16 protein-coding genes are annotated in these 24,118 nt (G+C 42.0%); 6 read left to right on the forward strand and 10 right to left on the reverse strand.

Going from position 1 to position 24,118, the window contains the following annotated elements; translation table 11 throughout:
• Positions 1–320: 320 nt before the first annotated feature.
• Positions 321–3,038 (reverse strand): hypothetical protein, encoded by a 2,718-nt coding sequence (locus tag J8Z24_RS09180; RefSeq protein WP_252094555.1) that lies wholly within the window; start codon positions 3,036–3,038, stop codon positions 321–323.
• 275 nt (positions 3,039–3,313) lie between these two features.
• Between J8Z24_RS09180 and J8Z24_RS09185 the strand changes: the two genes are divergently transcribed.
• Entirely contained in the window at positions 3,314–5,551 is a 2,238-nt protein-coding gene (locus J8Z24_RS09185) for a ricin-type beta-trefoil lectin domain protein (RefSeq protein ID WP_252094556.1), read from the forward strand.
• A gap of 188 nt (positions 5,552–5,739) precedes the next feature.
• Here J8Z24_RS09185 and J8Z24_RS09190 read toward each other — a convergent pair whose 3' ends face one another.
• Positions 5,740–6,036: a YkgJ family cysteine cluster protein gene (locus J8Z24_RS09190; protein ID WP_125252769.1), complete on the reverse strand. Its 297-nt coding sequence runs from the start codon at positions 6,034–6,036 to the stop codon at positions 5,740–5,742.
• Between the two features lie 405 nt (positions 6,037–6,441).
• Between J8Z24_RS09190 and J8Z24_RS09195 the strand changes: the two genes are divergently transcribed.
• Together J8Z24_RS09195 and J8Z24_RS09200 are read left to right on the forward strand one after the other, a co-directional pair.
• Entirely contained in the window at positions 6,442–7,617 is a 1,176-nt protein-coding gene (locus J8Z24_RS09195; protein WP_176032379.1) for an efflux RND transporter periplasmic adaptor subunit, read from the forward strand.
• A gap of 6 nt (positions 7,618–7,623) precedes the next feature.
• Complete coding sequence (locus J8Z24_RS09200; protein WP_176032378.1) at positions 7,624–10,785, forward strand: efflux RND transporter permease subunit; 3,162 nt, start codon at positions 7,624–7,626, stop codon at positions 10,783–10,785.
• Between the two features lie 302 nt (positions 10,786–11,087).
• Here the strand turns inward: J8Z24_RS09200 and J8Z24_RS09205 are convergent, their stop codons facing one another.
• Together J8Z24_RS09205 and J8Z24_RS09210 are read right to left on the reverse strand one after the other, a co-directional pair.
• A complete protein-coding gene (locus J8Z24_RS09205) occupies positions 11,088–12,302 on the reverse strand; it encodes a pyridoxal phosphate-dependent aminotransferase (RefSeq protein WP_125252679.1) in 1,215 nt (404 codons plus the stop codon).
• 351 nt (positions 12,303–12,653) lie between these two features.
• Complete coding sequence (locus J8Z24_RS09210; protein WP_125252678.1) at positions 12,654–12,998, reverse strand: Hpt domain-containing protein; 345 nt, start codon at positions 12,996–12,998, stop codon at positions 12,654–12,656.
• 88 nt (positions 12,999–13,086) lie between these two features.
• Between J8Z24_RS09210 and J8Z24_RS09215 the strand changes: the two genes are divergently transcribed.
• Together J8Z24_RS09215 and J8Z24_RS09220 are read left to right on the forward strand one after the other, a co-directional pair.
• Positions 13,087–13,707, forward strand: a complete 621-nt coding sequence (locus J8Z24_RS09215) for a tRNA-uridine aminocarboxypropyltransferase (protein WP_247652029.1) — start codon at positions 13,087–13,089, stop codon at positions 13,705–13,707.
• 7 nt (positions 13,708–13,714) lie between these two features.
• Positions 13,715–14,515, forward strand: a complete 801-nt coding sequence (locus J8Z24_RS09220) for a CLCA_X family protein (protein ID WP_252094557.1) — start codon at positions 13,715–13,717, stop codon at positions 14,513–14,515.
• Here the strand turns inward: J8Z24_RS09220 and J8Z24_RS09225 are convergent.
• The 3 genes from J8Z24_RS09225 to apbC form a co-directional block, all read right to left on the reverse strand.
• Positions 14,475–16,940: an EAL domain-containing protein gene (locus J8Z24_RS09225; RefSeq protein ID WP_252094558.1), complete on the reverse strand. Its 2,466-nt coding sequence runs from the start codon at positions 16,938–16,940 to the stop codon at positions 14,475–14,477. The genes J8Z24_RS09220 and J8Z24_RS09225 overlap by 41 nt on opposite strands.
• A gap of 697 nt (positions 16,941–17,637) precedes the next feature.
• Entirely contained in the window at positions 17,638–18,222 is a 585-nt protein-coding gene (gene dcd, locus J8Z24_RS09230; protein ID WP_147390691.1) for a dCTP deaminase, read from the reverse strand.
• A gap of 2 nt (positions 18,223–18,224) precedes the next feature.
• Positions 18,225–19,328, reverse strand: a complete 1,104-nt coding sequence (gene apbC, locus J8Z24_RS09235; RefSeq protein ID WP_252094559.1) for an iron-sulfur cluster carrier protein ApbC — start codon at positions 19,326–19,328, stop codon at positions 18,225–18,227.
• Between the two features lie 202 nt (positions 19,329–19,530).
• Here apbC and metG point away from each other — a divergent pair, with 202 nt between their 5' ends.
• Entirely contained in the window at positions 19,531–21,567 is a 2,037-nt protein-coding gene (gene metG / locus J8Z24_RS09240) for a methionine--tRNA ligase (protein WP_252094560.1), read from the forward strand.
• Positions 21,568–21,635: 68 nt separating this feature from the next.
• Here the strand turns inward: metG and J8Z24_RS09245 are convergent, their stop codons facing one another.
• From J8Z24_RS09245 to J8Z24_RS09255, 3 genes are all read right to left on the reverse strand, one after another.
• Positions 21,636–22,247, reverse strand: coding sequence for a LysE family translocator (locus J8Z24_RS09245; RefSeq protein ID WP_176032373.1), 612 nt, complete (start codon positions 22,245–22,247; stop codon positions 21,636–21,638).
• 93 nt (positions 22,248–22,340) lie between these two features.
• Positions 22,341–23,141, reverse strand: coding sequence for a helix-turn-helix transcriptional regulator (locus J8Z24_RS09250; RefSeq protein ID WP_252094561.1), 801 nt, complete (start codon positions 23,139–23,141; stop codon positions 22,341–22,343).
• A gap of 43 nt (positions 23,142–23,184) precedes the next feature.
• Entirely contained in the window at positions 23,185–23,811 is a 627-nt protein-coding gene (locus J8Z24_RS09255; RefSeq protein WP_252094562.1) for a LysE family translocator, read from the reverse strand.
• Positions 23,812–24,118 lie beyond the last annotated feature (307 nt).

Below are 24,118 nucleotides of genomic sequence, written 5' to 3' on the forward strand. Positions count from 1 at the left end.
CAGTTCGTGACATACGCTGGATCCATGACGCATACTCTTTACAAGCAATGAGTTATTATGATGTAAAACACCCAAGGAGTAGAGTGTCGGTGCACAACACCCTCAGTCCAAAAGAATGGCAGAGTTAACAGCAGCAGTGTAAGCGAGGTAACGTTAGTCTCCTTAAAGCCATTCGCGGTGTCAAACACTCATCAACTAACGACAACAATGAAAGTATCGTGTAAGCGACCCCAACAGTAAAAGGATAGACCCAGTTATGAGTCTGGGTCTATCACCCCTTTGAAGCCAAAGTGTTTAAGCTTTAGTTGCATATGGCTATGTTACCAGCCGGCATATCCTAGGTTGTCTTCACTGTCACTGGGACTGCCAACAATATTACCAAAGCAATTTACATGGGCACGATAATCATCACTGGCCCACGCTTTTCCGTAACCGAACCCTTGGTCGGCACCACGTACATACACGTCTTGGCGATTATCAATCATGGATTCAATATTACGCCAGACCGTCCCATCTCGTTTACTCACGTTATGCCAACCGGCACCTGGACTTGAAGCTTGAATACGCACCTCTGCATCTGGTGGGAATTGACCGCGCTCAAACTCAACATATTTACCATCACCTATACGGGTATCATTAACCAAAATAATACCGCCAGAACGGACACTGTAACGCAATTGATGGCTTGTACAGAACTTACCGTCAATCCCTCCAGTAGTGGTGTAAGCATCTGTATATGATAAGTAGCCGTCTTTTCCGTCACCTTGGAAGAACACACCAACTCGGCGTTTTAAGCCACCCATGTTGGCTTTAATTGCAGTTTCAACACCTGTACTTGAGGTAAAATCGTCAACACCAAACACGTTTAGTGGATAGCCTCGGGTAACATACCAACGCAGCATGTCATTGATACCTTGATGATGAACCGAAGGCAAAGAAGTATATAAATCATTGTTACGGGAATCCATCCCTTCGCGGTTGGCTTTCTTTGCCATCTCAATCAAGTTGCTCGCCGTACCCTCAAAACTCATTGAGGCCGCAAAAGTGGGCATCGCTGGCGCTGCTAATCCACATACGGCAGCTGCTAATGGCGCTAATGGTCCCGTTGCAAATGCCCCTGCACTACACATACCGGTGATCATGCCGACAGAACCCGGATCTCGCAGTAGGCCACCAATAATATTTGCCGTATCAGGTGTGACAGCAGCGGACATATAGCTCATGGTATCTTGTGGATCTTGTAAATATTCTTGTAACTTACCAAGTCTCTCGTTAAATAGGCCTTCAGGGTTTGTTTCACCTTTAAATTTATATCGAAAGCCATTTGTCCAGAACTTGTCATCATGAGGGTTGTTACTCGTATTACCAGAAATCATCACCATGATATTCTTACCGGTCGACAGTAACTGCGAAACCGTAGGGTTAAAGTTGTTGGCAAGTGAACTTTTGGTCACCATTCTGTCACCCATCACTGACACAACCTTGTCAAAAAACGCTTGTTTTTCAACTTCAGTCATACCATCAACTTTATTACCGCCAGTACCTGGTTTATGAAAACGACTCATTTCTAACAATACAATTTCATCGGGGTTATTACTGGCAAAGTCAGCAATCTGTTGCAGCGATGTAGTTAAATCATTGCTTCCAGCTGCACTGTGAAACCACACATATTTTAGCTTGCCATCAGCTTGAGGCAAGCCGGCAACGCGTAAGTCCAAATACCTAAAACCGGCTTCTAGTTGCGCTTTAAAGTCATCAGTCTGAGTCTTATCCCAGTTAAACACTATTTCTTCAAAACCAAGCTCGTAAGCCTTGGTGAAAATATCCTCTTTTTTCACCAAAGGGTTGCCTTGTTCAATATCATAAGAACCACTATCATGAGTTCCGGGGATCACAATTTGTGAGAGTTTTTTGTCTTTAATATGCTGATATATTTCACTCATCCAGCGTTTTTTATCAATACCAAAAACCCCAGAAACAATTTGGAACGAATCAATTTCATCATTAAAGTGAGACATTTTACTGATAGGATAATCAGTCTCAAAAGTCACGCCTCTAAAGTCATCATAACTAAAGCCCTTTAAGCCAATCCCAGAGCCATGCATCGAAATAGCAGAAGTGCCATTTTTAAAGCGATGCATATTGGACACTTGCTCACCTTCAGCGGCACAAAATGCAGTACCGCGATATTCTGGATGTTCCCACAGACAAATATAATTATTACTCGGGCGGTGTGCTACTTTAAAAGAGTCAACATCATCATCAAACTCACCAAATTCGGCGATATCTTCGTAACTGGTAAAACTTTCGCCACTAAAGTTTGAGTGAGAGTACCCCGTAAACGTCACCTCTCCAGAAAGCCGCAAAGACGAATTAGAATTAATCATGTTAGTCAGGTTACTAACGCTCTCCCCTGCCTCTGCGCATTGTGCAGAGCCACGATAATTTGGATGCTGCCAAATACAGGCGAAGTTATTGCTACTGCGCTTTATTACTTTAAATGAATCTATATCATCGTTAAAGGAACTCATCTCGGCTACAGGTAACATCATAGTCATTGTCGAACTAGAAAAATTAGCTCGTTCATAACCGATAATTTTTACATCGCCATGAATACTCACCGATGAAGTTTCATTCTTAAAGCGATTAAGATTTGATACTGACTGACCCTCCGCGGCACAAAATGCGGTACCGCGTTGATTTGGATGCTGCCAAAGACATGCAAAATGTTGGCTTGGCTTATTAAATACAACAAAAGAATCCATATCATCGTCATACTCCCCAAGCTCTTTAATACTAACAAAACTAGTAAAGTAATCATCCTGCTGATGGGAACGCTCAAAACCAGACATGGCAACATCTTTACCTACTTTTATGGATGACACTTTGTTTTTCTCATTCATATCATTGTAAGCGCCTACACCATAACACCCCATTAAGTTATTAAAACCAGGATCACGGTACAAACAAACTTGATCGTCATTAGCCCAGCTATGTCCAGACATAACGAGTAAATAAAGTGGAACTATTTTTCTCAAGGTTATCCCCTTTAAATTGAAATTCTAAAATCACATGCCCCACTGAAAACTCAAAAAATTAACAAGCAGGCATCTTTTTTTATCATCAAGGCAACGCGAAAAACAGAGCAAAAGACAAAAGCAAACAATTAAAAATATCAGTAGGTTAATGCTTACAATTAACGACAGCAAACGACATAACTTGACAGACGAGCACGGCAAAATTTGGCAACATTAAAACTGAAAATGCTAATAAAAGGTTTATTTTTTGTTATTTAACGAAAGGAGTAGTAAATATGAAAAAACCAATTTTGACATCAGCTATTGCACTTGCATTATCTAATGCAACGCCAGTTATGGCAGATTGGGCAAGTGATGCGCTAAGCCATCAATCACGGTTACAGAAGCAAGTACCGTTAGTTGATGGTATTTATGCTGGTACTCATAATTCGTACAGTTCAAATGCTTATAATTTAAAACTTTATGAAAACCAAGATATCAGTATTACAGCACAGCTTAATGCTGGAGCAAGAATTTTAGAACTCGACATTTATCGCACCCGCGACGTTGAGTACGGTGCATTATATCTATGCCATAGTTCAGGTCGCTGTAGTACAGCAGCCGGTACTCTTAGCGAGTATATCTACTTTGATACCGCACTACGAGAAATCGCAACATGGGCGAAAGCTAATCCAGACCAAGTGCTACTTATTAAGATAGAAAATGGCAATCTAGAAACTGAAGATTGGGTATATTTCCGTGAAGGTATACAGATGCAAATTGGCGATATTGTGTACCGTCCAGAGGGTCGCTATAGCTCAATCCCTTCAGACCTCACACCAAAACATCTATTAGATTTAGGTAAGCAAATATTATTTTTCGGATGGTCAGCGGACAAGAGTGATATCTCAAAAGAATGGATGTTTCAATACAATGGCATAGAAGAAGGTAATGAAGGTCCTTGGAGTAACTGTTCTAAACATGCTGGCGAGGGTAAGTTTTCCTTGTTTTTTGAACAGCGAGACGAAGATAATCCAACACCCGATACTCATATACGCCCAAACGAAGTGAGCGGTAGATCAAAATGTGGTGGCACGTGGTTCGGCTTTGATTGGTTATCGGCGCAAAATGATGCTCGTATGAAGGCAGCAGTTTGGAGTTGGGCGGAAAATCAACCTGATGCTATTGCGGGTACGGGTGGCACTGACAACGTCTCTTGTGCTGTGAGCCATCAAGGTAGATTTTATGATGATAGCTGCGGCTTGAGTTTTAAGTTCGCTTGCGAAAACCCAGAAGGAGAATGGAAAATCACTACTACCACCGGCCCTTGGTCTACAGGTGAATCTCAATGTCAAAGTGAATTTGGTGATGATTTCCGCTTCTCAGTGCCAAAAACGTCTAAGCAAAACGAGTCGTTAAAAATGGCTTCGGCTTTGACCGATCACTGGGTTAACTACTCAAAAGGTCACGGCGAGCACTGGTTAAGTGGAGAAGACCGCATCGCGCTGAGCGACGAGACGCGGCAAGAGTCACTTTTAAAAGCGGCGATTGTCACCGATTATACTTTCAATTATTCAGATGAAGATACGGATGCCGGATTAAACTTAGCCATCTACCGCCCTAAGCTTCCTGGTGCAAATTGGTATATGCTTGGCGATACCCCAGCCTTTGCCGCAGATGGCCCTCACGCCTCTGGATATGCACGCCACCCAGGTCAGTCAATTGTGGTTTATGATGATGGTTCAGGAAAATTGGCAGATCCAATTCGTTATGATTGGAAGTGGAATGATTGGAAAACTGGTGGTAAATACGATACCACCTTTTGGCACCCAGTTGCTCCTAGCGGATATACCTGCCTAGGCGATGTGGCTGTTCGCTCTCACGACAGAAGTCGTCCAAATCTGCCAATCAAATGTGTTCGCGATGATTTATTAGTCGACGGACAAGCACATTTTTATTGGAATGATAACGGTTCAGGTGGTGAATATAATGCCACAGCTTATCTCACCATCGCAAAAGGAGATGCCAATGTTAATCATACTACAGTAGCAAACACCATCAGGTTAAGTGGTGGAACTGCTCATAAAGTGCTTAACTTTGATAAAATTGACATTATAAATGGCCCCAAAGCGATCATTGATAAACAATACACCGAAATAAAGGCACTCGGTAAGTGTATTGAGCCAAGCAATGACGCTTTCTATGACGGCTTGAATGTTCAATTATGGGATTGTAACACCACAGCACGACAAAAATGGGCATATGATGAGGCAACAGGGTTTATCAGAAATCAACATAACCCACTATACTGCCTTGACAGCACAGGTGCCACCGGTGACTTTGATAGTGTTACTATTTATCAATGTACTGACCATATTAACTTGAAGTGGAGTTGGACAGGTGAGCGTATCAAGCCACTAGCCAATTCAGCTTTATCTTTAGATGTACTCGAAGCCAATTCGGCAAATGGTACGGATATTATTCAGTATCAAGATAATAATAGCGCCGCGCAAGTTTTTACTAGAGGCAATTAAAACATAAAATCAAGAGCTACCTTGGGTAGCTCTTACTATCCTGCGCTCGATTACCAAAAGCAAGTAAGACTGACGTAAAACACAGACGACACAATAGCGAGCAAAATACTAACTATACTACAGAAGCCGGTATACTCTCTGGTTACACTAGTACGATTTTAGTTACAGGAGACGAAACCAATTCCTGTCTAGCCTGTTAAACTCTCTAATTCAATAAGGTATGTATACGCATGCTCTTTGTTGTTGAAACAAATGTCTATATCGACATCGAAGTCCAAGCAGACTTTAGGCCTTTCTGGTTTTCCAAATAGCTTACACAAATCATTATTATCTAGCTGAACACATCGAACACCTGAAGGCTTTCCATCGGGCATCCCTGGAATAGGTGTTGTAATGGACGGTGCCACACAGCATGCGCCACACCCTTTTCCCACCTTATCAATACACGGGGAACTATCTGTAGCTATGAATGTACCAACCGGCATACTTGCACCACCTGAGGTTTTTAAAATTGATGTATATTTTAGTACATTCAATTCTTACTCATCAACTCTTTATACGTAACCAACAAACGCCAACCTATAAAATAGTAAATCTGATAATTCAGGTTTCGTCGTAGTAACTCGCTCACCCTTTTATGTTTAAAAATAAAGTATCAAAAAGGAGATGTTATGATTTATCTTACTGATTGATAATCTTAGATTTTCCTTAGAGCCAGAGGCAACGCTGCCTTAGAATGTAACGATTAATTTAGGTACGCAAAGCTTTGTTACATATTCCCGTAGGATTTAAACACCTCGACATAACTATTCGCGTATCCTTAAGCTTATCGATGATCCAGAGCCGTTAATCTGGATTATTAAAAATCATTCAACAGGAAGGATTTTAACGTGGCTAGTAAAAAACAAATCATTCTACCGGTTGCCGTTCTCGCGGTGGGTATTGCAGCGGCTGTTGCCATGTCTGCAATGAAACAGCCTCCAGAAGAAAAACCAGAGGAAATCACTCATCCACTGGTGCAGGTTCAACCAATTGAAGTTGCACCAGTTCGACTCAACGTCTCTTCATACGGTGTCGTCGCACCTAAGTATAGTACCGAGTTAGTCGCTCAAGTAAGCGGCCAAGTTATTGAGCTTGATGAGAAATTTGTAAAAGGCGGTTTTGTCAAAGAAGGTGATATACTGGCGCGTATCGACCCTAATGACTACGAAGCTGCGCTTATTGAGGCCGAGGCTGCACTGGCACAGGCAAGTTCTGCGCTAGAAATAGAACAAGCTCAAGTGCAAGTTGCCAAAGCTGAGTGGCAACGAATAACCGCCAACGCGAACGAAAAAATCCCATCAGAGCTTTATTTGAGAAAGCCACAGCTTGCAGAGAAGCTAGCACGCTTTAAAGCAGCACAAGCTGCGGTAAAACGTGCCAAGCGCAACTTAGAACGTACTTATATCCGCGCCCCTTACGATGCAATTATTGAGTCTCGTACTGTCAGTCTTGGTAGTGTAGTAAACCCAGGTAATGGCTTTGGTAAACTGAATGCAACTTCTGTCGCAGAAGTTAGACTCCCTGTAGCAGACAAAGAGCTACAATACCTACCTCAACAAGGCGTAGGCGCTGAAGTAATGTTAACCGCCGACGTGGCTGGTCAGTCTATGAGCTGGAAAGGACAAATTGTCCGCAGTGAAGGAGTAATAGATAACAAAAGCCGGATGACATACCTTGTGGCTCAAGTTGAGCAACCCTACAGTCATTTGCTAAAACCACTTCGGTTTGGTGCTTACATTAATGCTGAAATTCAAGGTCTATTAATTGAAAATGCAACACTTATCCCTCACCACTTAGTTAAATCTGGGCGCGTAGCGACGCTCGATGACCAAGATAAACTCAGCTATAAAAAACTTAACATCATCCGTGAATATAACGGTATGGTCGTAGTAGATAATGGCGTTAGCGCCGGTCAACAGCTTATCACCTCAGCCCTAGACTACCCTTCAGAGGGAATGCAGCTACGCATAGATGATGCTGTCATGCAAAGTGCCAACACACAGCTGGCACTTAAAGAGGAGTAAGTGATTATGCAAAGCACAGAAAAAGGCCTAATCGCTTGGTTTGCAAGAAACCCTGTCGCTGCCAACCTACTGATGATTTTTATTATCGTAGGAGGACTGCTCACCGCATTCTCAATTCGCAAGCAGATGTTTCCGCAATACGACAGTAATTGGATTAGTGTCCAAGCTATATACCCTGGTGCAGCACCTCAAGAAGTCGAAGAAGGTATCACCATAAAAATCGAGGAATCCATGGAAGGACTCGAAGGAATAAAACGACTAATTACTTACTCAAACCGAGGTTACTCTCAAACATGGATAGAAGTGGATGAACAGTACGACACCAAAGAGGTGCTTGATGAAGTAAAAATGCAAGTTGATGCTGTATCAACATTCCCTTCGGGTATGGAGCGCCCTATTGTTCGCCATGACAAAGCAACACAAGAGGTGATGTGGCTATCATTAAATGGCGATCTCACTCCTCATGATCTCAAAGAACTGGGTAATCGTATTCACGAGGAGATGCTATCACTCCCTGGTGTCAACCTAGTGCGCTTTGATGGCGGGCTGGATTACGAAATATCAATAGAGATAAGCCCCGATAAAATGCGTGAATATGGGCTGAGCTTTAGAGCCGTTGCTGACGCCGTTAAAAACTTTTCAGCAAACATGTCCGCAGGACAAATCCGTTCTGAAAATGGTTACATTTCAATGCGCGTCGAAAATCAAGCATACCGTGGTGATGAATTTAGAAAACTCCCCCTGTTGACTCTACCGGATGGCGCGCAAGTCTATTTAGGTGATGTAGCCATCATTAATGATGGTTTTGAAGAAGGTTTACAGTACTCGAAATACAATGGTAAAAATTCTCTTGTGTTTGAGGTGAGTGCCTCTAAAGATCAGGACATTACCAAAGTCGCCTCTGTGATAAAAAATTATTTGGAGGCTAAAAAAGGCGCTTTACCACAAGGTGTTGAACTAGAACCATTTATTGATTTGACCTACTACCTAAATGGCCGCCTTAACATGATGTTAGAGAATATGGCGCTTGGTGGCGTATTGGTTATGTTAATGCTTGCGCTATTCTTACGTGTTCGTCTAGCATTTTGGGTTATGATGGGGCTGCCAGTGAGTTTTTTGGGGGCATTTTTAATGATGCCTATTGGCTTTTTAGACGTCACAATTAACTTAGCCTCACTGTTTGCATTTATCCTCGTGTTAGGAATAGTAGTCGATGACGCCATTGTTGTTGGTGAATCCGCTCACGCAGAAATCGAAAAGCATGGCCATAGCTTAGATAATGTTGTTCGAGGAGTGAAGCGAGTCGCAATTCCTGCAACGTTTGGAGTACTGACAACAGTTGCTGCATTTTTGCCACAAACCCTAGCAACAGGACCAACAGCTGCATTTTCTAAAGCCATTGGTGGCGTTATTATTCTTTGTTTGTTGTTTTCTTTGGTTGAATCTAAGCTAGTTTTACCTGCCCACTTAGCAGCAATGAAGGACAAACCTAGCAACCCAAAAAACCCGTTTCATCGGTTAAGAGAAAAGATGGATCGTGGCTTACAAAGTCTTATCGAAAACAGCTATCGACCTTTTATTAACCGCTGTATCCATTACCGTTATACCGTCATTGTTGGATTTTTGGCTGTACTTATTGTCAGTGCAGGAATGTTTGCTGGTGGCTTAGTTAAGTTTGTTGCTAACCCTAAAATTCCACACGACTTTCCAAGAATTTCTATTGATATGAACTTATCGTCATCAGAAACAGCAACGTTGAACTCGATCCAAAAGATAGAACAGATGGTGCTTAGTGTTGATAAAGAAATCGAAGCTGAATATGGAAAAAAGATGATCCGTGATTATATGGTCAACATGAATGGCCGTACCAGTGCTAACATCATGGTTATCTTAGTTGAACCAGACGCTCGTCCAATCGACACTTTTGCATTGAGTGCTAAGTGGCGTGATGCAATGCCCACGCTGCCTGGAGTGAAGTCGTTAAACATTCAAGATAGTATTATGAATGGTGGACGTGATGACGGCGATATTAGCTTTAGGTTAGAAGGTAGAGAAAAGGCTGCACTACAAGAAGTCGCAGCTAAATTAAAAGATAAATTAGCCACCATCGAAGGGGTTGGTGACATTAACGACTCGATGCAATCTGCAACCGATGAAGTGCAGTTAGAGCTTAAGCCACTGGCCTACAGTCTTGGGCTCACTTTGGCGGACGTCGCCTCTCAGGTTAACTTCAGTTACTATGGTCTTGAAGCTCAACGTATCTTACGCGATGGTGAAGAGATTAAAGTGATGATCCGTTATCCAAAAGAACATCGTGATACAATTAGTGACATCCAAGATGTTCGCATCTTAACACCACAAGGCGCTGAAGTTCCGCTAGTGGAAGTCGCTGATGTAAAACTCGTCGATGGTGTTAATCGTATCCGTCGCGAGAATGCCAAACGCACTATCAACGTATGGGCTTCAGTAGATACAGAAGTAGCTCAGCCATTTGAAATTGCTAAACAAATTCGTGATGAATACTTACCGAGCTTACTCAAAAATTACCCAAGTGTACAAAGTGCTGTTGCTGGGCGAGTTCAAGAAGAGATGGATAGTGTTGCCGAGCAAATTCGCGATTTTGCGCTCTCGTTGATGATCATCTTTGCCTTACTCGCAATACCACTGCGCTCTTACTCACAACCACTTATTATCATGTCGGTTATCCCATTTGGAGTAGTTGGTGCAGTATTTGGTCATATGGTTTTAGGGATGACCATGAGTAGCCTATCTTTCTTTGGGATCATCGCAGTTGCTGGTGTCGTGGTGAATGATTCCCTCGTTATGGTCGATTTCGTCAATAAAGCACGCGATGCAGGAACTAGCTTGAAAGATGCAGCGGTTGAAGCCGGCTGCAAACGCTTTAGAGCGATTCTCTTAACGTCGCTTACCACGTTTATCGGTTTGGTACCTATCATTATGGAGACTAGTTTACAGGCTAAGATAGTGATCCCGATGGCTGTTTCGCTGGCCTTTGGTGTACTCTTCGCCACAGTGATCACATTGGTGCTTATTCCATGTCAGTATGTTGCGCTGGAGGATGTTAAACGCCTTGGTCGCAAGTGGCTCAAAAAAGACGGGCATGAGCAATCAAAGGTAGCAACTGAGTTGAAATCTAACACCAATTAAACTCTGAGCATTTCGTTTGGATTGGGGTGAACTACCCCTCTTCGAATTTTAGTTCTAAAAATATATTTACATTACTAGCCCACCAAAAAGCTCGGAAACTTTTCCGAGCTTTTTATCGTTTGTAAAATGCGTTCTGCAAAGTATGAGTTAGTTAGCTAATTACCCGAGTCTCAGGTTAAGTAAATAATCTATTTTGAGGCAAAAAAATTGCTTTTTAGTTGTTCTAAATAAGAAATTATTAACACACCTCATGCCAGATTTACTCCTTTAAAATAAGGTGGTATTAACTCACTTCTATGCTTTTACTGACGATAGTGAGCAAAGAAGCGCTTTATTCGCTCCATTGAAGGCACTAAATCGTCTTTATGTGGTAAGAACACCAGTCTAAAATGATCCGCTGTTGGCCAATTAAAAGCTCGCCCATGAACCAGCAAGATTTTTTCTTCTTTTAGTAAATCCAGCACCATACGTTCATCATTTTTAATATTAAAGCGCTGCATGTCTACCTTAGGAAAAGCATACAGTGCGCCTTTGGGCTTCACGCAGCTTATCCCTTCAATGTCATTCAGGCCATTGAACGCAATATCACGCTGTTCATACAATCGCCCCCCGGGTTCTACAAGCTGATCGATAGACTGGATCCCACCTAGCGCCTGCTGAATTGCAAACTGCGCAGGCACATTTGCACAAAGCCGCATGGAGGCCAACATTTCAAGTCCGGTGGTGAGATCTTGCATAACCGAAAGTTTCCCACTTAATACCATCCACCCCATGCGGATCCCCGCAGCTCTATATGTTTTGGCAAGACCATTAAACGTGATCACTGGAATATCGTCACATAAACTAGCTATCGAAAAGTGCTCGGCATTGTCATAAAGAATTTTTTCGTATATTTCATCACTTAGCAGTAAAAGCTTGTGCTCTCTGGCGATATTAATGAGAGATTCAAGAAGCGCCTTATCGTAAACTGCACCTGTGGGATTGTTTGGATTAATAAGGACAAGTGCTTTTGTTTTACTTGTGATTTTACTTTTTATATCTTCAATATCCGGAAACCAATCTTGTTGCTCATCACAAAGGTAGTGAACCGGTTCACCTCCTGATAACTTCACTGCAGCTGTCCAAAGTGGATAGTCTGGTGCAGGAATTAACACTTCATCTGCATCATTAAGTAACGCTTGTGCCGTCATTTGAATTAGCTCACTAACACCGTTACCAATAAAAATATTATCGACGCTTATATTCGGGAAGCTTTTTTGTTGATAGTACTGATAGACAGCCACTCTGGCAGAATATAACCCCTTCGAGTCGCAGTATCCTTGTGCCGAGTAAAGGTTCTTTATAATGTCTCGGTGCATATCCTCTGGCATATCAAAGCCAAACGCAGCAGGGTTACCAATATTTAGCTTGAGCACTTTCATGCCCTCATCTTCCATCTTTTTTGCCTGCTCTAAAACTGGGCCACGAATGTCGTAACTTACCCCGTTTAATTTATTACTTTTTGTTATTTGTAGCATTTATTCCCCCCTCAATTTGCTCAAGCATATATCACAATGCTGTATTAATGCTACGCTGGCAATCACTTTTTGTGCGGTAAAAATTACTACAAGATACGGAGTATTAGACAAGTACTGACTGACGACAATGACCAAAGCTGAGCACTATGTTGTTTCAACCTCAGCAAGCAATATTTAGGATGTAATGGTAATAATCTGACTTGGCGTTGAATGATACCATACGTGGCATTAGTGCTCTGTCGATTTTTAAGCGAAAAATATAACTAAACACGTTGTTTAGAACGACGCGGGATGAACATTCTGACCCAAAAAGGAAAAAGAGGTCGTATCACCGACCTATATTCAGTCTAGCTATGTTTTGACACTCAACCATTGCTCTAGCTTAGATTTTGAACCTACAACTTGGGAAGATAACTCTTGGATCGCATTGTCAACAACGCCCTGATCGTTTTGTATTAGTGCATGTTCTAAGGTTTTTGCTAGGTCGCTCAAGCTAGACGCCCCAAATTGAGCTGCGTTAGATTTTAAGCTATGAGCATGACGAATAGCAGCCTCTTGGTCGTGATTCAAACTTAACATTAATTCCGATGCCAAACGCTCAAATTCCGAACAACAAAAATGAACGGTGTCTTCAAACTGCTCCCCTAGCAACATTTGCATGTTTTCTAAGGCGCTTTCATCTATTACGATGCTCATAATTTTCCTTAAATTTTATATGCTATTACTTATGCTAGCCAAATCTAGTTTCTTGTGCAAAGTAAATACGCAATAGATATGGTAAAATATGCCATCTTTTTTAAAACTTTTTGTCTTTATGAAGCGTAATACTTGTCCTGTTTGTGCCTTTCCCCTTCAAACCTGTGTTTGTTCATACATCAGTGAATTAATAGATAACTCAATTGAAGTGGTTGTTATGCAGCATCCGAGCGAGGCAAAAGTAGCAAAAAACACCGCAAAGTTACTCGCTTTGCAATTACGTAACATACAAATAGTGGTTGGAGAAAATGAACGAGACTTCGATAATCTAAAAGCATATTGCGAACAAAAACACGTCGCGCTGCTTTACCCTAATGACCAAGCTCAATCGCTGGTTCAACAACGCGATGAATACGCTAACTTACATGCTGTTATTGTCCTTGATGGAACCTGGAAAAAAGCGACCAAACTTTATCAATTAAATCCATGGCTACACCATTTGCCAAGTCTCAAATTTGATACGGTTGATGCCAGCGAATACACCATCAGAAAATCAAAGCATAAGTACAGTTTATCAACTTTGGAGGCTACAGCGCATTTTCTTAACCTCATTGACTCCTGTAATGTGGATGCACTTTATACATTACAAAAAGGCATGGTCGAAGAGCAGATGAAATTAATGCCTGTCGACGTAAAAGCGAGATATTGAATTACCGATGAACCAGATCACAAAACGCTCAAGATTGCACCAAGGATATGGTCGTAATGGTCCAGATTATCGCTTTGGCGATCAGGTCGACTTTAGCGAAATAAAGCTGACTTTCGGATTCAAAACCATGACTATTGGCAGCTGGGTAACGCCTGAGGAGTCACGCTTATCTGCAAACTTGATTTATGATTCCCTTGCCGATCTAGCACAAATTCTTGGGGTTCCACCTACAGTAATAGGGCTAAGAGGAACCTTGAACTTTGCCTTTGGAACAGGCGGAAGACCAGGAGTACAAGCACATTACGCCCCAACAGCCAGAACACTTGCACTCGCAAAAAACGCCGGTGGTGGTGCACTTGCCCATGAGTGGTGGCACGCTTTTGACCACTATATTTGTCAACATTTGATCAAACAGCCAACACAGGCTTTTGCATCTTCAGCATGGCTTTTATCCACAAATACAATCGCTCACCCTCTCAATAATATCTTATCTGATTTTTATGCTGCCGTGCTACTGACTGAGAACAAAGCGCAGCCAAATGAGTATTTTCATATCGCTAAGCTTGCTGATAAAGCAAATAAACAAGTCTACTACGCGCTGCCAGAAGAACTCACTGCACGAATGTTTGAAGCGGTGATTGCCTATCATGACGACATTGAAAACTCATTTCTCGCAGGAGGCATAAAAGGCTCTGAGCAAGAGAAATTGGGGATCTACCCACTCCAAAGACACAGAACGCACTGTGCAAAGATAATTCATCGCTACTTTAGCGAATTAGGAACGATTTTATATCAGAAGCAGAGTTAACTTTTTCCAGCCAACTTAAAAACTCATTAAACGGTAACGGCCGAGAAATAAAATAACCTTGAGCGTAGTCACAGCCATAAGCCTGCAAGCGAATATAGCTATTGATATCTTCGACACCTTCAGCCACCACTTTTGACCCCAAACTATGTGCCATATCACACGTTGCTTTACAGATAGTTTGATTGCTTTTTGAGGTTTCTATATCCATTACAAAGCTTTTATCGATTTTTAATTCATCAAAACCCAATTTACTCAAGTAAGCAAGCGATGAGTATCCTGTGCCAAAATCATCTATCGCAACTTTGACTCCTATCGAACGATAATCATCAAGCATACCTTTAAGCTCAGTTTCATTACCAATCGTCACAGACTCTGTAATTTCAATCATTATTTGAGACGGTGCCAGTGATAACTCATTGATAAGCGTGATGAGCTGCACTGATAATTCTCGGCGGCTAAGATCTCGTCCCGAGACATTTATAGAAATTACATGCTCAGGAATTTGCTTCGTGATCTGAGCTTGGTATTTTAACGCCTGCTCCACCACCCATTCGGTGATCTCGTAGATTTGGCCGGATGACTCAGCAATCGGTATAAACTCATCGGGTGGTATATAGCCAAGATCAGGTTGCAACCACCTAATTAACACTTCAGAGCCAAACACTCTTCCTGTTTTAAGGTCAACTTGAGGCTGGAAAAATAAGCTAAACTGTTCTTGTTCTATTGCACTTTTTAAAAAAGAGGTCAATTTTAATTGACGCTCACTAGACATTGAACTTTCAACGTCAAACAAGTGCCATCGTTGGCCATTGTGCGTTTTGGTATTTAGCGCCTGCAAGGCGCGTTGTACCAGCTTTTCAGTTGTTTTGGCGTGCATTGGATAATTTGCTACACCCACATCCAAGCTATCGACAATTTTGGTATCTTTATACCACACCCCTTCCTCAAAAACGGATGATAAAATACAAACATACTGTTCAACTTGACTGACTTCAATTTTACCATCAAGCACTATCGCGAAGACTTGGTCTTCCAGTCGGTAAATATGTGTATCTCCTTTATTTGCAACAGCTGCACTACCATACGTATTAATTTGCTCATGCACTTCTTTAAAGAGTTTACTAATATGTTGATTCGCAAACGTCAGACCAAAATTCAGTCGAATAGATGGTAATATTAACGGTTTAAAAAGCAATAACGTATGGGGCTTATTCTGCTCTTCAAGTTTTGCAAGAGCACCGAAAAGAGCGAACTTATTAGGAAGTGCTGTTTCTTTATCAAACTGTGCATAATGGATATAAATGCGTCTTTTTTCAGCATCATGCCAAATTACAAACAAAAGCAGCAATATCAAGTGTAAAGCAATTAGAATGTCATTCACTATCGACACATGCTCTGTGGTATTGTTGATAGTCTGGCTTGCCGCAAACCCTATTAATACAGCCACTATAGGAGACCAAATCGCCACACAGAAATACACTTCTTTTGCACTGCTTTTATCTTGACTAGCTAAAATAATGGCGCTCAAAACGATCGCCACAATAACCATTGTTGACTGCATCGCAAACGGTAAATCAACGTTGGCAACGGCAGCAGCAATCCCAATCAAAACATATACTCCAGCTATCAACTTGATTCCTGATTTGAACTTTCTTGCTAGCCGATTTTGCGTCAGAAAATAATGAAAGAACAGGAGACAAAATCCAAGTGAGAAGCACATGAAACTATCACTAAAGTGCATAAAATTAGCACTATTTTGATAGCTTATCACAACGTCAGTGAGTCCTTTATGAGCAACATATAATAGTGCCAAAGATAACAGGTACCCACCGACGGCGAGCAAACTGGTGCGCTTTGAAATTATTCCTGTACTCAACATAAAAATACTGATCAGGCACATTACTCCAAAAAACACTCCCATGAAAAACAGCCGTACATTGGTCGTTTTCACGTAGTTGCTGTAAGGTATAATCTCGACCTCTGAGGTAGAAACATAAGGTGAACTTATTTTGGCGAATACAACACGGCTTGACGTGTTCGGCTCAAAGATAAAATGAGGGGAAAGATTGGGTAGCGAGGGCGAATTATTAAGCTCACTCACAGGATATAAACTATCATCTGTCGCCATCAAGTAAAACTCTACACCACCAAGCGAAGGTCGCTCAATAGACACCACTACTTTGCTGTTTAGCATCGACTCGGGAACTTGAACACGAAGCCAAACGTCAACCCCCTTGGGTATTGACACAGTACCCTTTGATGCTGTGAACGTAGCGTCTGAGAAAGCGCCGTAACCCGCTGATATTTCAGGGTTTCCATCTATTGCTTTTAGCGTGTACTGGTTAAGCGTTACAGATGCAGCTGTAAACACACAATATATAGTAGCGAGCATCAGTGCGGCATATCTAGCTACGCTAAGCCACATACTTTTTCTCCTTGCTTCACTTTTATACCGAGTTACGTATTTAACCGGAGGTTTGGATAAGGAATGCGTCAACTCGAATGCGTCAACTCATTGTTTTTGAGACCACATTAAACTACGCTCTTATCTAGCCAGACAGTTTTAGGGACAACAAGGCGAATTTACGCACCAATAGCTGGCTATTGGGAGTCAATTCAACGCAGTTAGCGCTAAAACCGGCAGCTAGAACGACATTAATTAATTATCCGAAGCTCAGGTTGTTTTCTAATCGTTTTGCTGTTCACCATGACGGTGACTACTAACATAAGTATGGTGAGGTTCAGAGTAAATGCAAAAATATTATTGAATTTAAATCGTTATGGAGAGGTTTGAGAGACAGTCTAAGATTAATGTAACTACACAGCTTATCAGCCGGGTATAATTTTATCGCCCTTTCCTAGCACCTTATTTGAGGGCCGTGTTGAGCCTATCATAAGAGCGGGCTGTCGTGTAGCCTTCGCTTAAAATACCCTCGTTGTCTGAAATGTCAGTGTAGTGAAAAACATTTAATACCAACTGTGCAGATAGAGTGATGGCATTGACAGACTATCAAAGAATAGTTGCGCATAGTTAATGGCAGTCATTGATAGCCAGAAAATTTGATAATAACCGAGCTCACGGGAGCTGCGAGTAAGTATTAATTACCAGCAGCTAAAGTTAGTTATTTATCATCACTGATGCGAGACGCAACGGCGCTATTTTGATCTTTATACTTTGCGTCTTTACGTTCATTGTATGGAAACTCAGCGGCGCAGGTCATAGTTTCAAAACTCATCGCACCGATTTTCATGTTTGGTCTAAGTGCCAAAGGCAACTTGCCTGAATTGTAGAACTCTAGAACAATATTGCCTGACCAACCGGGGTCAATACGATGCGCGGTAACGTGAACCATTAAACCAAGCCGTGCCAAAGACGAACGGCCATCAAGCCAGCCAACGAGATCAGCAGGTAGCGTTACTTTTTCAAACGTCATCGCCAGCGCAAGCTCCCCAGGGTGCAAGAAAAAAGCTTGACCATCTTCTAACACAATTTCATCACTCATGATTGACTCCATCGCGGCATTGATCTGATCTTTTGGGCCACTGAGATCTACATAAGGTGCGGCATGATCTTGGAATACTCTAAACTTGTTACCAAGTCTCAAATCTACCGTTACCCCTGAAATCATATCTGGTTCAGGCGTAGGCTCTATAACTATACGCTTTTGTTCTATCGCTTCTCGAATGTGGGTATCCGATAATCTCATTCTTAATCTTCCGTCATCACAATCTCAACGCCCGACGTTGAGTTTGATTGATAATATAACATACTGGCAACCAGTTGGGCACAATCAACATAATGATCGGCTATATCATGATTATCCGTTTCGTTTTGTTGGTTTGGCTGATGAGCCAAAGCAACAATATCTTTACCTTGTTCTGTCGCTACTCTGATTTGGTCATTAAGCGGCACTTCCGCGAGTAAAGGTACACCATATCGACTTGCCAATGCAGTACCACCTGAGTGACCAAAAATTTGGTTGCGGCTGCCACACTGCTCACAATTGAAGTAACTCATATTTTCAACCAGCCCTAAAATAGGCAACTGCACCTTTTCAAACATCGCGATACCCTTTTGCGCATCCGCCAGCGCCAGCGTCTGAGGGGTAGTGACGATCACAGCGCCACTGGCTGGCACTTTTTGCGTCATTGTAAGCTGAATATCCCCGGTGCCAGGCGGCATGTCTACAATCAGATAATCCAGCTCGCCCCACTCTGTTTCATTTAGCAATTGGGTAAGTGCTTGAGAAGCCATTGGACCTCGCCAAACTGTGGCATTTTCTGCTGGAACCAAAAAGCCGATAGACATGGCTTTAATTCCCGCCTTTTCAATTGGTAGTAAGGTTTTATCATCTTTTGCCTGAGGTTTTTCGTCCTCAAGAGCCAGCAAACTTGGTAATGAGGGCCCGTAAATATCGGCATCTAAAACACCCACTTTTGCGCCTTGAGCACGCAGCGCGTAGGCTAGATTAATCGCCGTCGTTGACTTACCCACCCCGCCCTTGCCTGAGGCAACAAGAATAATATGTTTAATGGCTTTAAATTTTGGTCGACCGACAACAATAACGTCAGATATCACCTCAACAGGCTTATTTAGATGTTGCTTCAAGTAGCTAGATATTTCTTGATCACATTGAATAGCAAACGGGAAGTTAATATGTACTTGAATTTGCTTGTTTGACTCTTGTACTTTAATCACCCAATTCGCATCAATTCCCACTGGTAATGCAGCACTGCGATAGCCACTTAAAAGCTCAATTATTGCTTGTTTGGTATTTTTTCCTCTGGCAAACCATTTTTCCAGTCCAAACATACAAATTAAACTCCTCTGGGTGATGAAAATAGCCTCGGAATTATGTAACATTCAACACATTAAAACCAGTCAATTCGCGGTTCATGGTCTGAACAAAGGTAAGTCACCTCACGCACTTGTGCATTCGAGCGCCAATAAGGTGAAAAATAAGCCAATTCAACACCATCAATTAAAAAGATCGCGCTAAATTCATGGAATCGTTATGACGAAGAGAAAAATTCTCATTACCAGTGCATTACCATATGCAAATGGCCCAACACACTTAGGCCACTTGCTTGAATATATTCAAACCGATATTTGGTCTCGCTTCCAAAAGCTACAAGGCCATGAAGCTTATTATGTCTGTGCAGATGATGCGCACGGCACGCCAATCATGCTTAATGCACAGAAGCAAGGTATTACGCCAGAAGAAATGGTTCAGCAGGTAAGCATTGAACGTCAACGTGACTTTGCCGATTTTAATATCGAGTTTGATAACTACCACAGCACACACAGCGACGAGAACCGTGAACTAAGCGAGCTTATTTACACTCGTTTAGACGAAAAAGGTTATATTAAAAAGCGTACAATCTCGCAGCTCTTCGACCCTGAAAAAAGTATATTTCTACCAGATCGCTTTGTTACTGGTACTTGCCCTACCTGTAAGTCTGAAGATCAAAATGGCGACAGCTGTGATGCCTGTGGTGCAACCTATAGCCCGACAGAATTAATTGAGCCTAAATCTGTAATGTCTGGTGCGACGCCAATTTTGAAAGATTCAGAGCATTACTTCTTTGACTTGCCAGCGTTTGAAGACATGTTAAAAACATGGCTGCGTTCAGGTAGTTTACAATCGGAAATGGCAAACAAGCTAGACGAATGGTTTGCAGATGGCCTACAGCAGTGGGACATCAGCCGTGATGCACCGTATTTTGGTTTTGAAATACCTGGTGCCCCTGGCAAGTATTTCTATGTGTGGTTGGATGCGCCAATCGGTTACATGGCAAGCTTTAAAAACCTATGTCAAAAACAGGGCTTGAACTTTGATGAGTTTTGGGGTGAAGGCTCTGATGCTGAGCTATATCACTTTATCGGTAAAGACATCATCTACTTCCACAGCCTATTTTGGCCAGCAATGCTAGATGGTGCTAATTTCCGCAAACCAAATAATGTTTTTGCTCACGGCTTTGTCACCGTAAATGGCGCTAAAATGTCTAAGTCTAAGGGGACTTTTGTAAAAGCTCGCACCTACCTTGAGCACTTAGATCCTGAATATTTACGTTATTATTACGCTGCTAAACTAAACAGTGGTGTTACTGATTTAGACCTAAACCTAGAAGATTTCGCGGCACGCGTGAACTCAGACTTAGTGGGCAAAGTGGTAAACATAGCAAGTCGCTGTGCAGGCTTTATCACCAAAAAGTTTGGTGGCAAACTAAGCGATACTGTCATGGACGAAGCGCTACTAAATAGCTTTGTTGCTGCAAAGGATTCAATTGCGACACACTTTGAAAACCGCGAATACAGCCGCGCTGTACGTGAGATCATGACTCTTGCTGACAAAGCAAACCAGTTTATTGACGCCGAAGCGCCTTGGGTACTTGCAAAGAATGAAGAGACTCTTGAGCGTGCACATCATGTTTGCTCCATGGGTCTTAACCTATTCCGCGTACTGCTTACCTACTTAAAACCTATCCTTCCAGGTATGGCGAAAAATGTAGAAGCTTTCTTAAACACTGAGCTTACTTGGGAGAGCATTGACAGCGCCCTTGTTAATCATGAAATCAATAAGTTTAAAGCGCTAATGCAACGCGTTGAACTTGATAAAGTCAATGCCATGATTGAGTCTTCTAAAGAAAGCCTCGAAAAGAAAGTGGGTGGTCAGTCTGTTGAAGCCGATCCAAATAGTCCGCTTGCCAAAGAGCCAATCGCAGCAGAAATCGAATTTGATGATTTTGCTAAAGTTGACCTGCGTGTCGCGAAAATTGCAAACGCAGAACATGTTGAAGGTGCAGATAAGCTACTTAGGTTAACCCTTGATTTAGGTGGCGAAACACGTCAAGTGTTTGCAGGTATTAAGTCAGCGTATTCACCTGAAGATCTTATCGGCAAGTTAACCGTAATGGTTGCCAACCTCAAGCCTCGTAAGATGCGTTTTGGTATGTCAGAAGGCATGGTGCTAGCGGCAGGTCCTGGTGGTAAAGAGATTTATATCTTGAATCCAGACGAAGGCTCACAGCCTGGTATGCGGGTGATGTAATCACCATATTACTTATATACAAGTAAAGGCTTCTATTTAGAAGCCTTTATTTTTGCTGATACCAGACCTCAGTGCCAAATTTTATTATCGAAAATTAGCCAAACCGCGACAAGATACAAACACCCACCGTAAAATCGTTCCAAGTATTTATTATAAACAGGGTTGTTCGATACTCGCGCCAACAAGTCACCTGCTTTAATCCAGACCAAATGTACTGAAATATTGAGTACCGCGAGCCATAACACCAGAATTAAATTTCCCGCAGCGCCGAAGGCATCATTCGCTTGCTCGCTAAAAAGCGTAAACATAATCAAAACTAATACCCACCCTTTGCTGTTCAATACTTGCAGTAATACTCCATCCATAAAACCTAGTGTTTTGTTATCACTTGCTGAAATGTTCGTAGATGCGCCAAAAAATTTCGTCGCCATATAGATAAGGTAAATAGACCCCATCAGTTGCAGAAAATTCAAAGCCATCGGGTGAGACTCAATCACTTTACCAAGGCCATACCCTACCAAGAGCGACTTGAGGGCGTACACTATGTCAACGCCAGCTAAGAGTCCTAATGAACGTCTCACTCCGACATTGGCACCTGATGCAGCAAATACAATATTTGCAGGACCTGGACTAAAAATTAACGGGAACATGGCACTAAACCAAATGATAAACAAACTCATTGTCAAAACTTCTCCTTTGTGAAAGCACACAAAGTACAAAAATCGAAATGTTTGGTCTTGTACAAAATTGAAAATACGCCTGAAGTGTAGATATCAGCACTTGTAATTAGATGGTGATACCCCGTATGCCCGCTTAAAATTGCGATTAAAATGGCTTTGATCATAAAATCCACAGAATAGCGCGGTATCAACACAAGTCATGCCTTTGGCAAGCAAACTCTTGGCTTTTTGTATTTTGATCTGTAAGAGGAATTGATGCGGGGTCAGGCCAAATGTTGAGTTAAAACTTTTGATTAACTGGAATCGAGTACTGTTCGTTAGCCCCTCTAACTCATCGAGTGAAATATTTTCCTGCCAGTTGTCAAAAAGATAGTCTCTTGCACGAAACACATTATGCGTATCAATAAAAGTGGTGCGTTCAGGGTTGCTTACTTCACCGTACTGGGTAAACACCTGTTCTAAGGTTATCAACAACAGTGATTCCTTCGTCAACGTGAAGCTCGTTTGCTCCATCGCTTGATGAAGCTGTAACAAGCCTAAAAACAGACGTTTATCATCAATAATGGTGCGATTAACAACAGGCTCTAAGTGCACGCTCATTTTGTCAAAAACTTGCTGTAAAAATGCGAGATCAAAATAAAACATCCGATAACGCCACCCACTTGGCACACCGGGGAATCCGGTATGCACCTCAGCGGGGTTGATTGCCACAATGTGATGTTTAGGCACTATCAACTTTTGCCCGCCATAGAGAATACCTTCAGCGCCGTCTTCTATCACACCGATGGCCAATTCATCATGCCAATGTTTGGCAAACTCAAACTTGGTATACTGCGCTGATAAGAGCTCAACCCCTACAACAGACTTGTCTTTCCAAATTTTAGACTTTTCCACGTCCCCCCACCTGGTATATCTTGTTCAGTAACCCAGCACTGATCTACTTCTCGCTAACGATAACTTTCCCAGCTAACCCTAGTAGCAACATGCCCGAAACGCCTTCAAGAGCACGAGAATAGCGTGTTGCATTAGGTCGATTAAACAACCAGCTGCCAGCAACTGCATACGCTAAGTTACAAACCGTAGCCAAAAAACTAAATAGTATCCCTAGTATTAAAATTTGTAGCGACGTTGATGGTGCTGCAAGATCCACAAATTGCGGTAAAAAAGACAAAAAGAACAAGGCTACCTTAGGATTCAGTAAACTGACTAAAATACCTTGTATAAAAACATTACCAGTTTGAGTTTCTGGTTTTTTCGGCTGTAGCAGGCTGTCGCCACGCCACATTGACCGTATTGATTGAACGCCTAAATAAACTAAATAGGCCGCGCCAAGCCATTTCACCACGCTAAATGCAAAAGCCGAACTCAAAATAATTGCCGACAATCCTAAACAAGCAGCGATGGTATGAACAAAATAGCCTGTACCTAAACCAAGTGCAGCCTGCATTCCTGCCGATATTTTGCCTTTCATGGTGTTAGATACAATATAAATAACATCAGGCCCGGGGATCAGGTTAATTGCTAAGCAAGCAATAGCGAATAACGTGAGAGAGTGTAGCTCCATAAAAATTTCCTTTTACATAGTGGTTTTTTTAAAATTTAAGTGCCCGAGTCATATTTTTATCAATTTTATGTTTCGGTTGCTAGTGCTAAGCTATCTGCACCAGCGTTCGCAGTCTCCGATTTCGTTCTTACGTATGCTTTCTATTGAGTTTAAAGGAGTATATTTTTGCACGCCCAACACCTCCGAGGCAATTCCTCTAGTCGGTATATTTTCAAATATTTGTCAGTAAAACTTGCGTATAGGTAAACCTCTTTATAATCACCTAAGTTGTAATTCTCTGTAATAGTCAATCGCAGAAAACTAGACT

This window comes from Pseudoalteromonas sp. SCSIO 43201 (genome assembly GCF_023716725.1).
Taxonomy (GTDB): domain Bacteria; phylum Pseudomonadota; class Gammaproteobacteria; order Enterobacterales; family Alteromonadaceae; genus Pseudoalteromonas; species Pseudoalteromonas peptidolytica.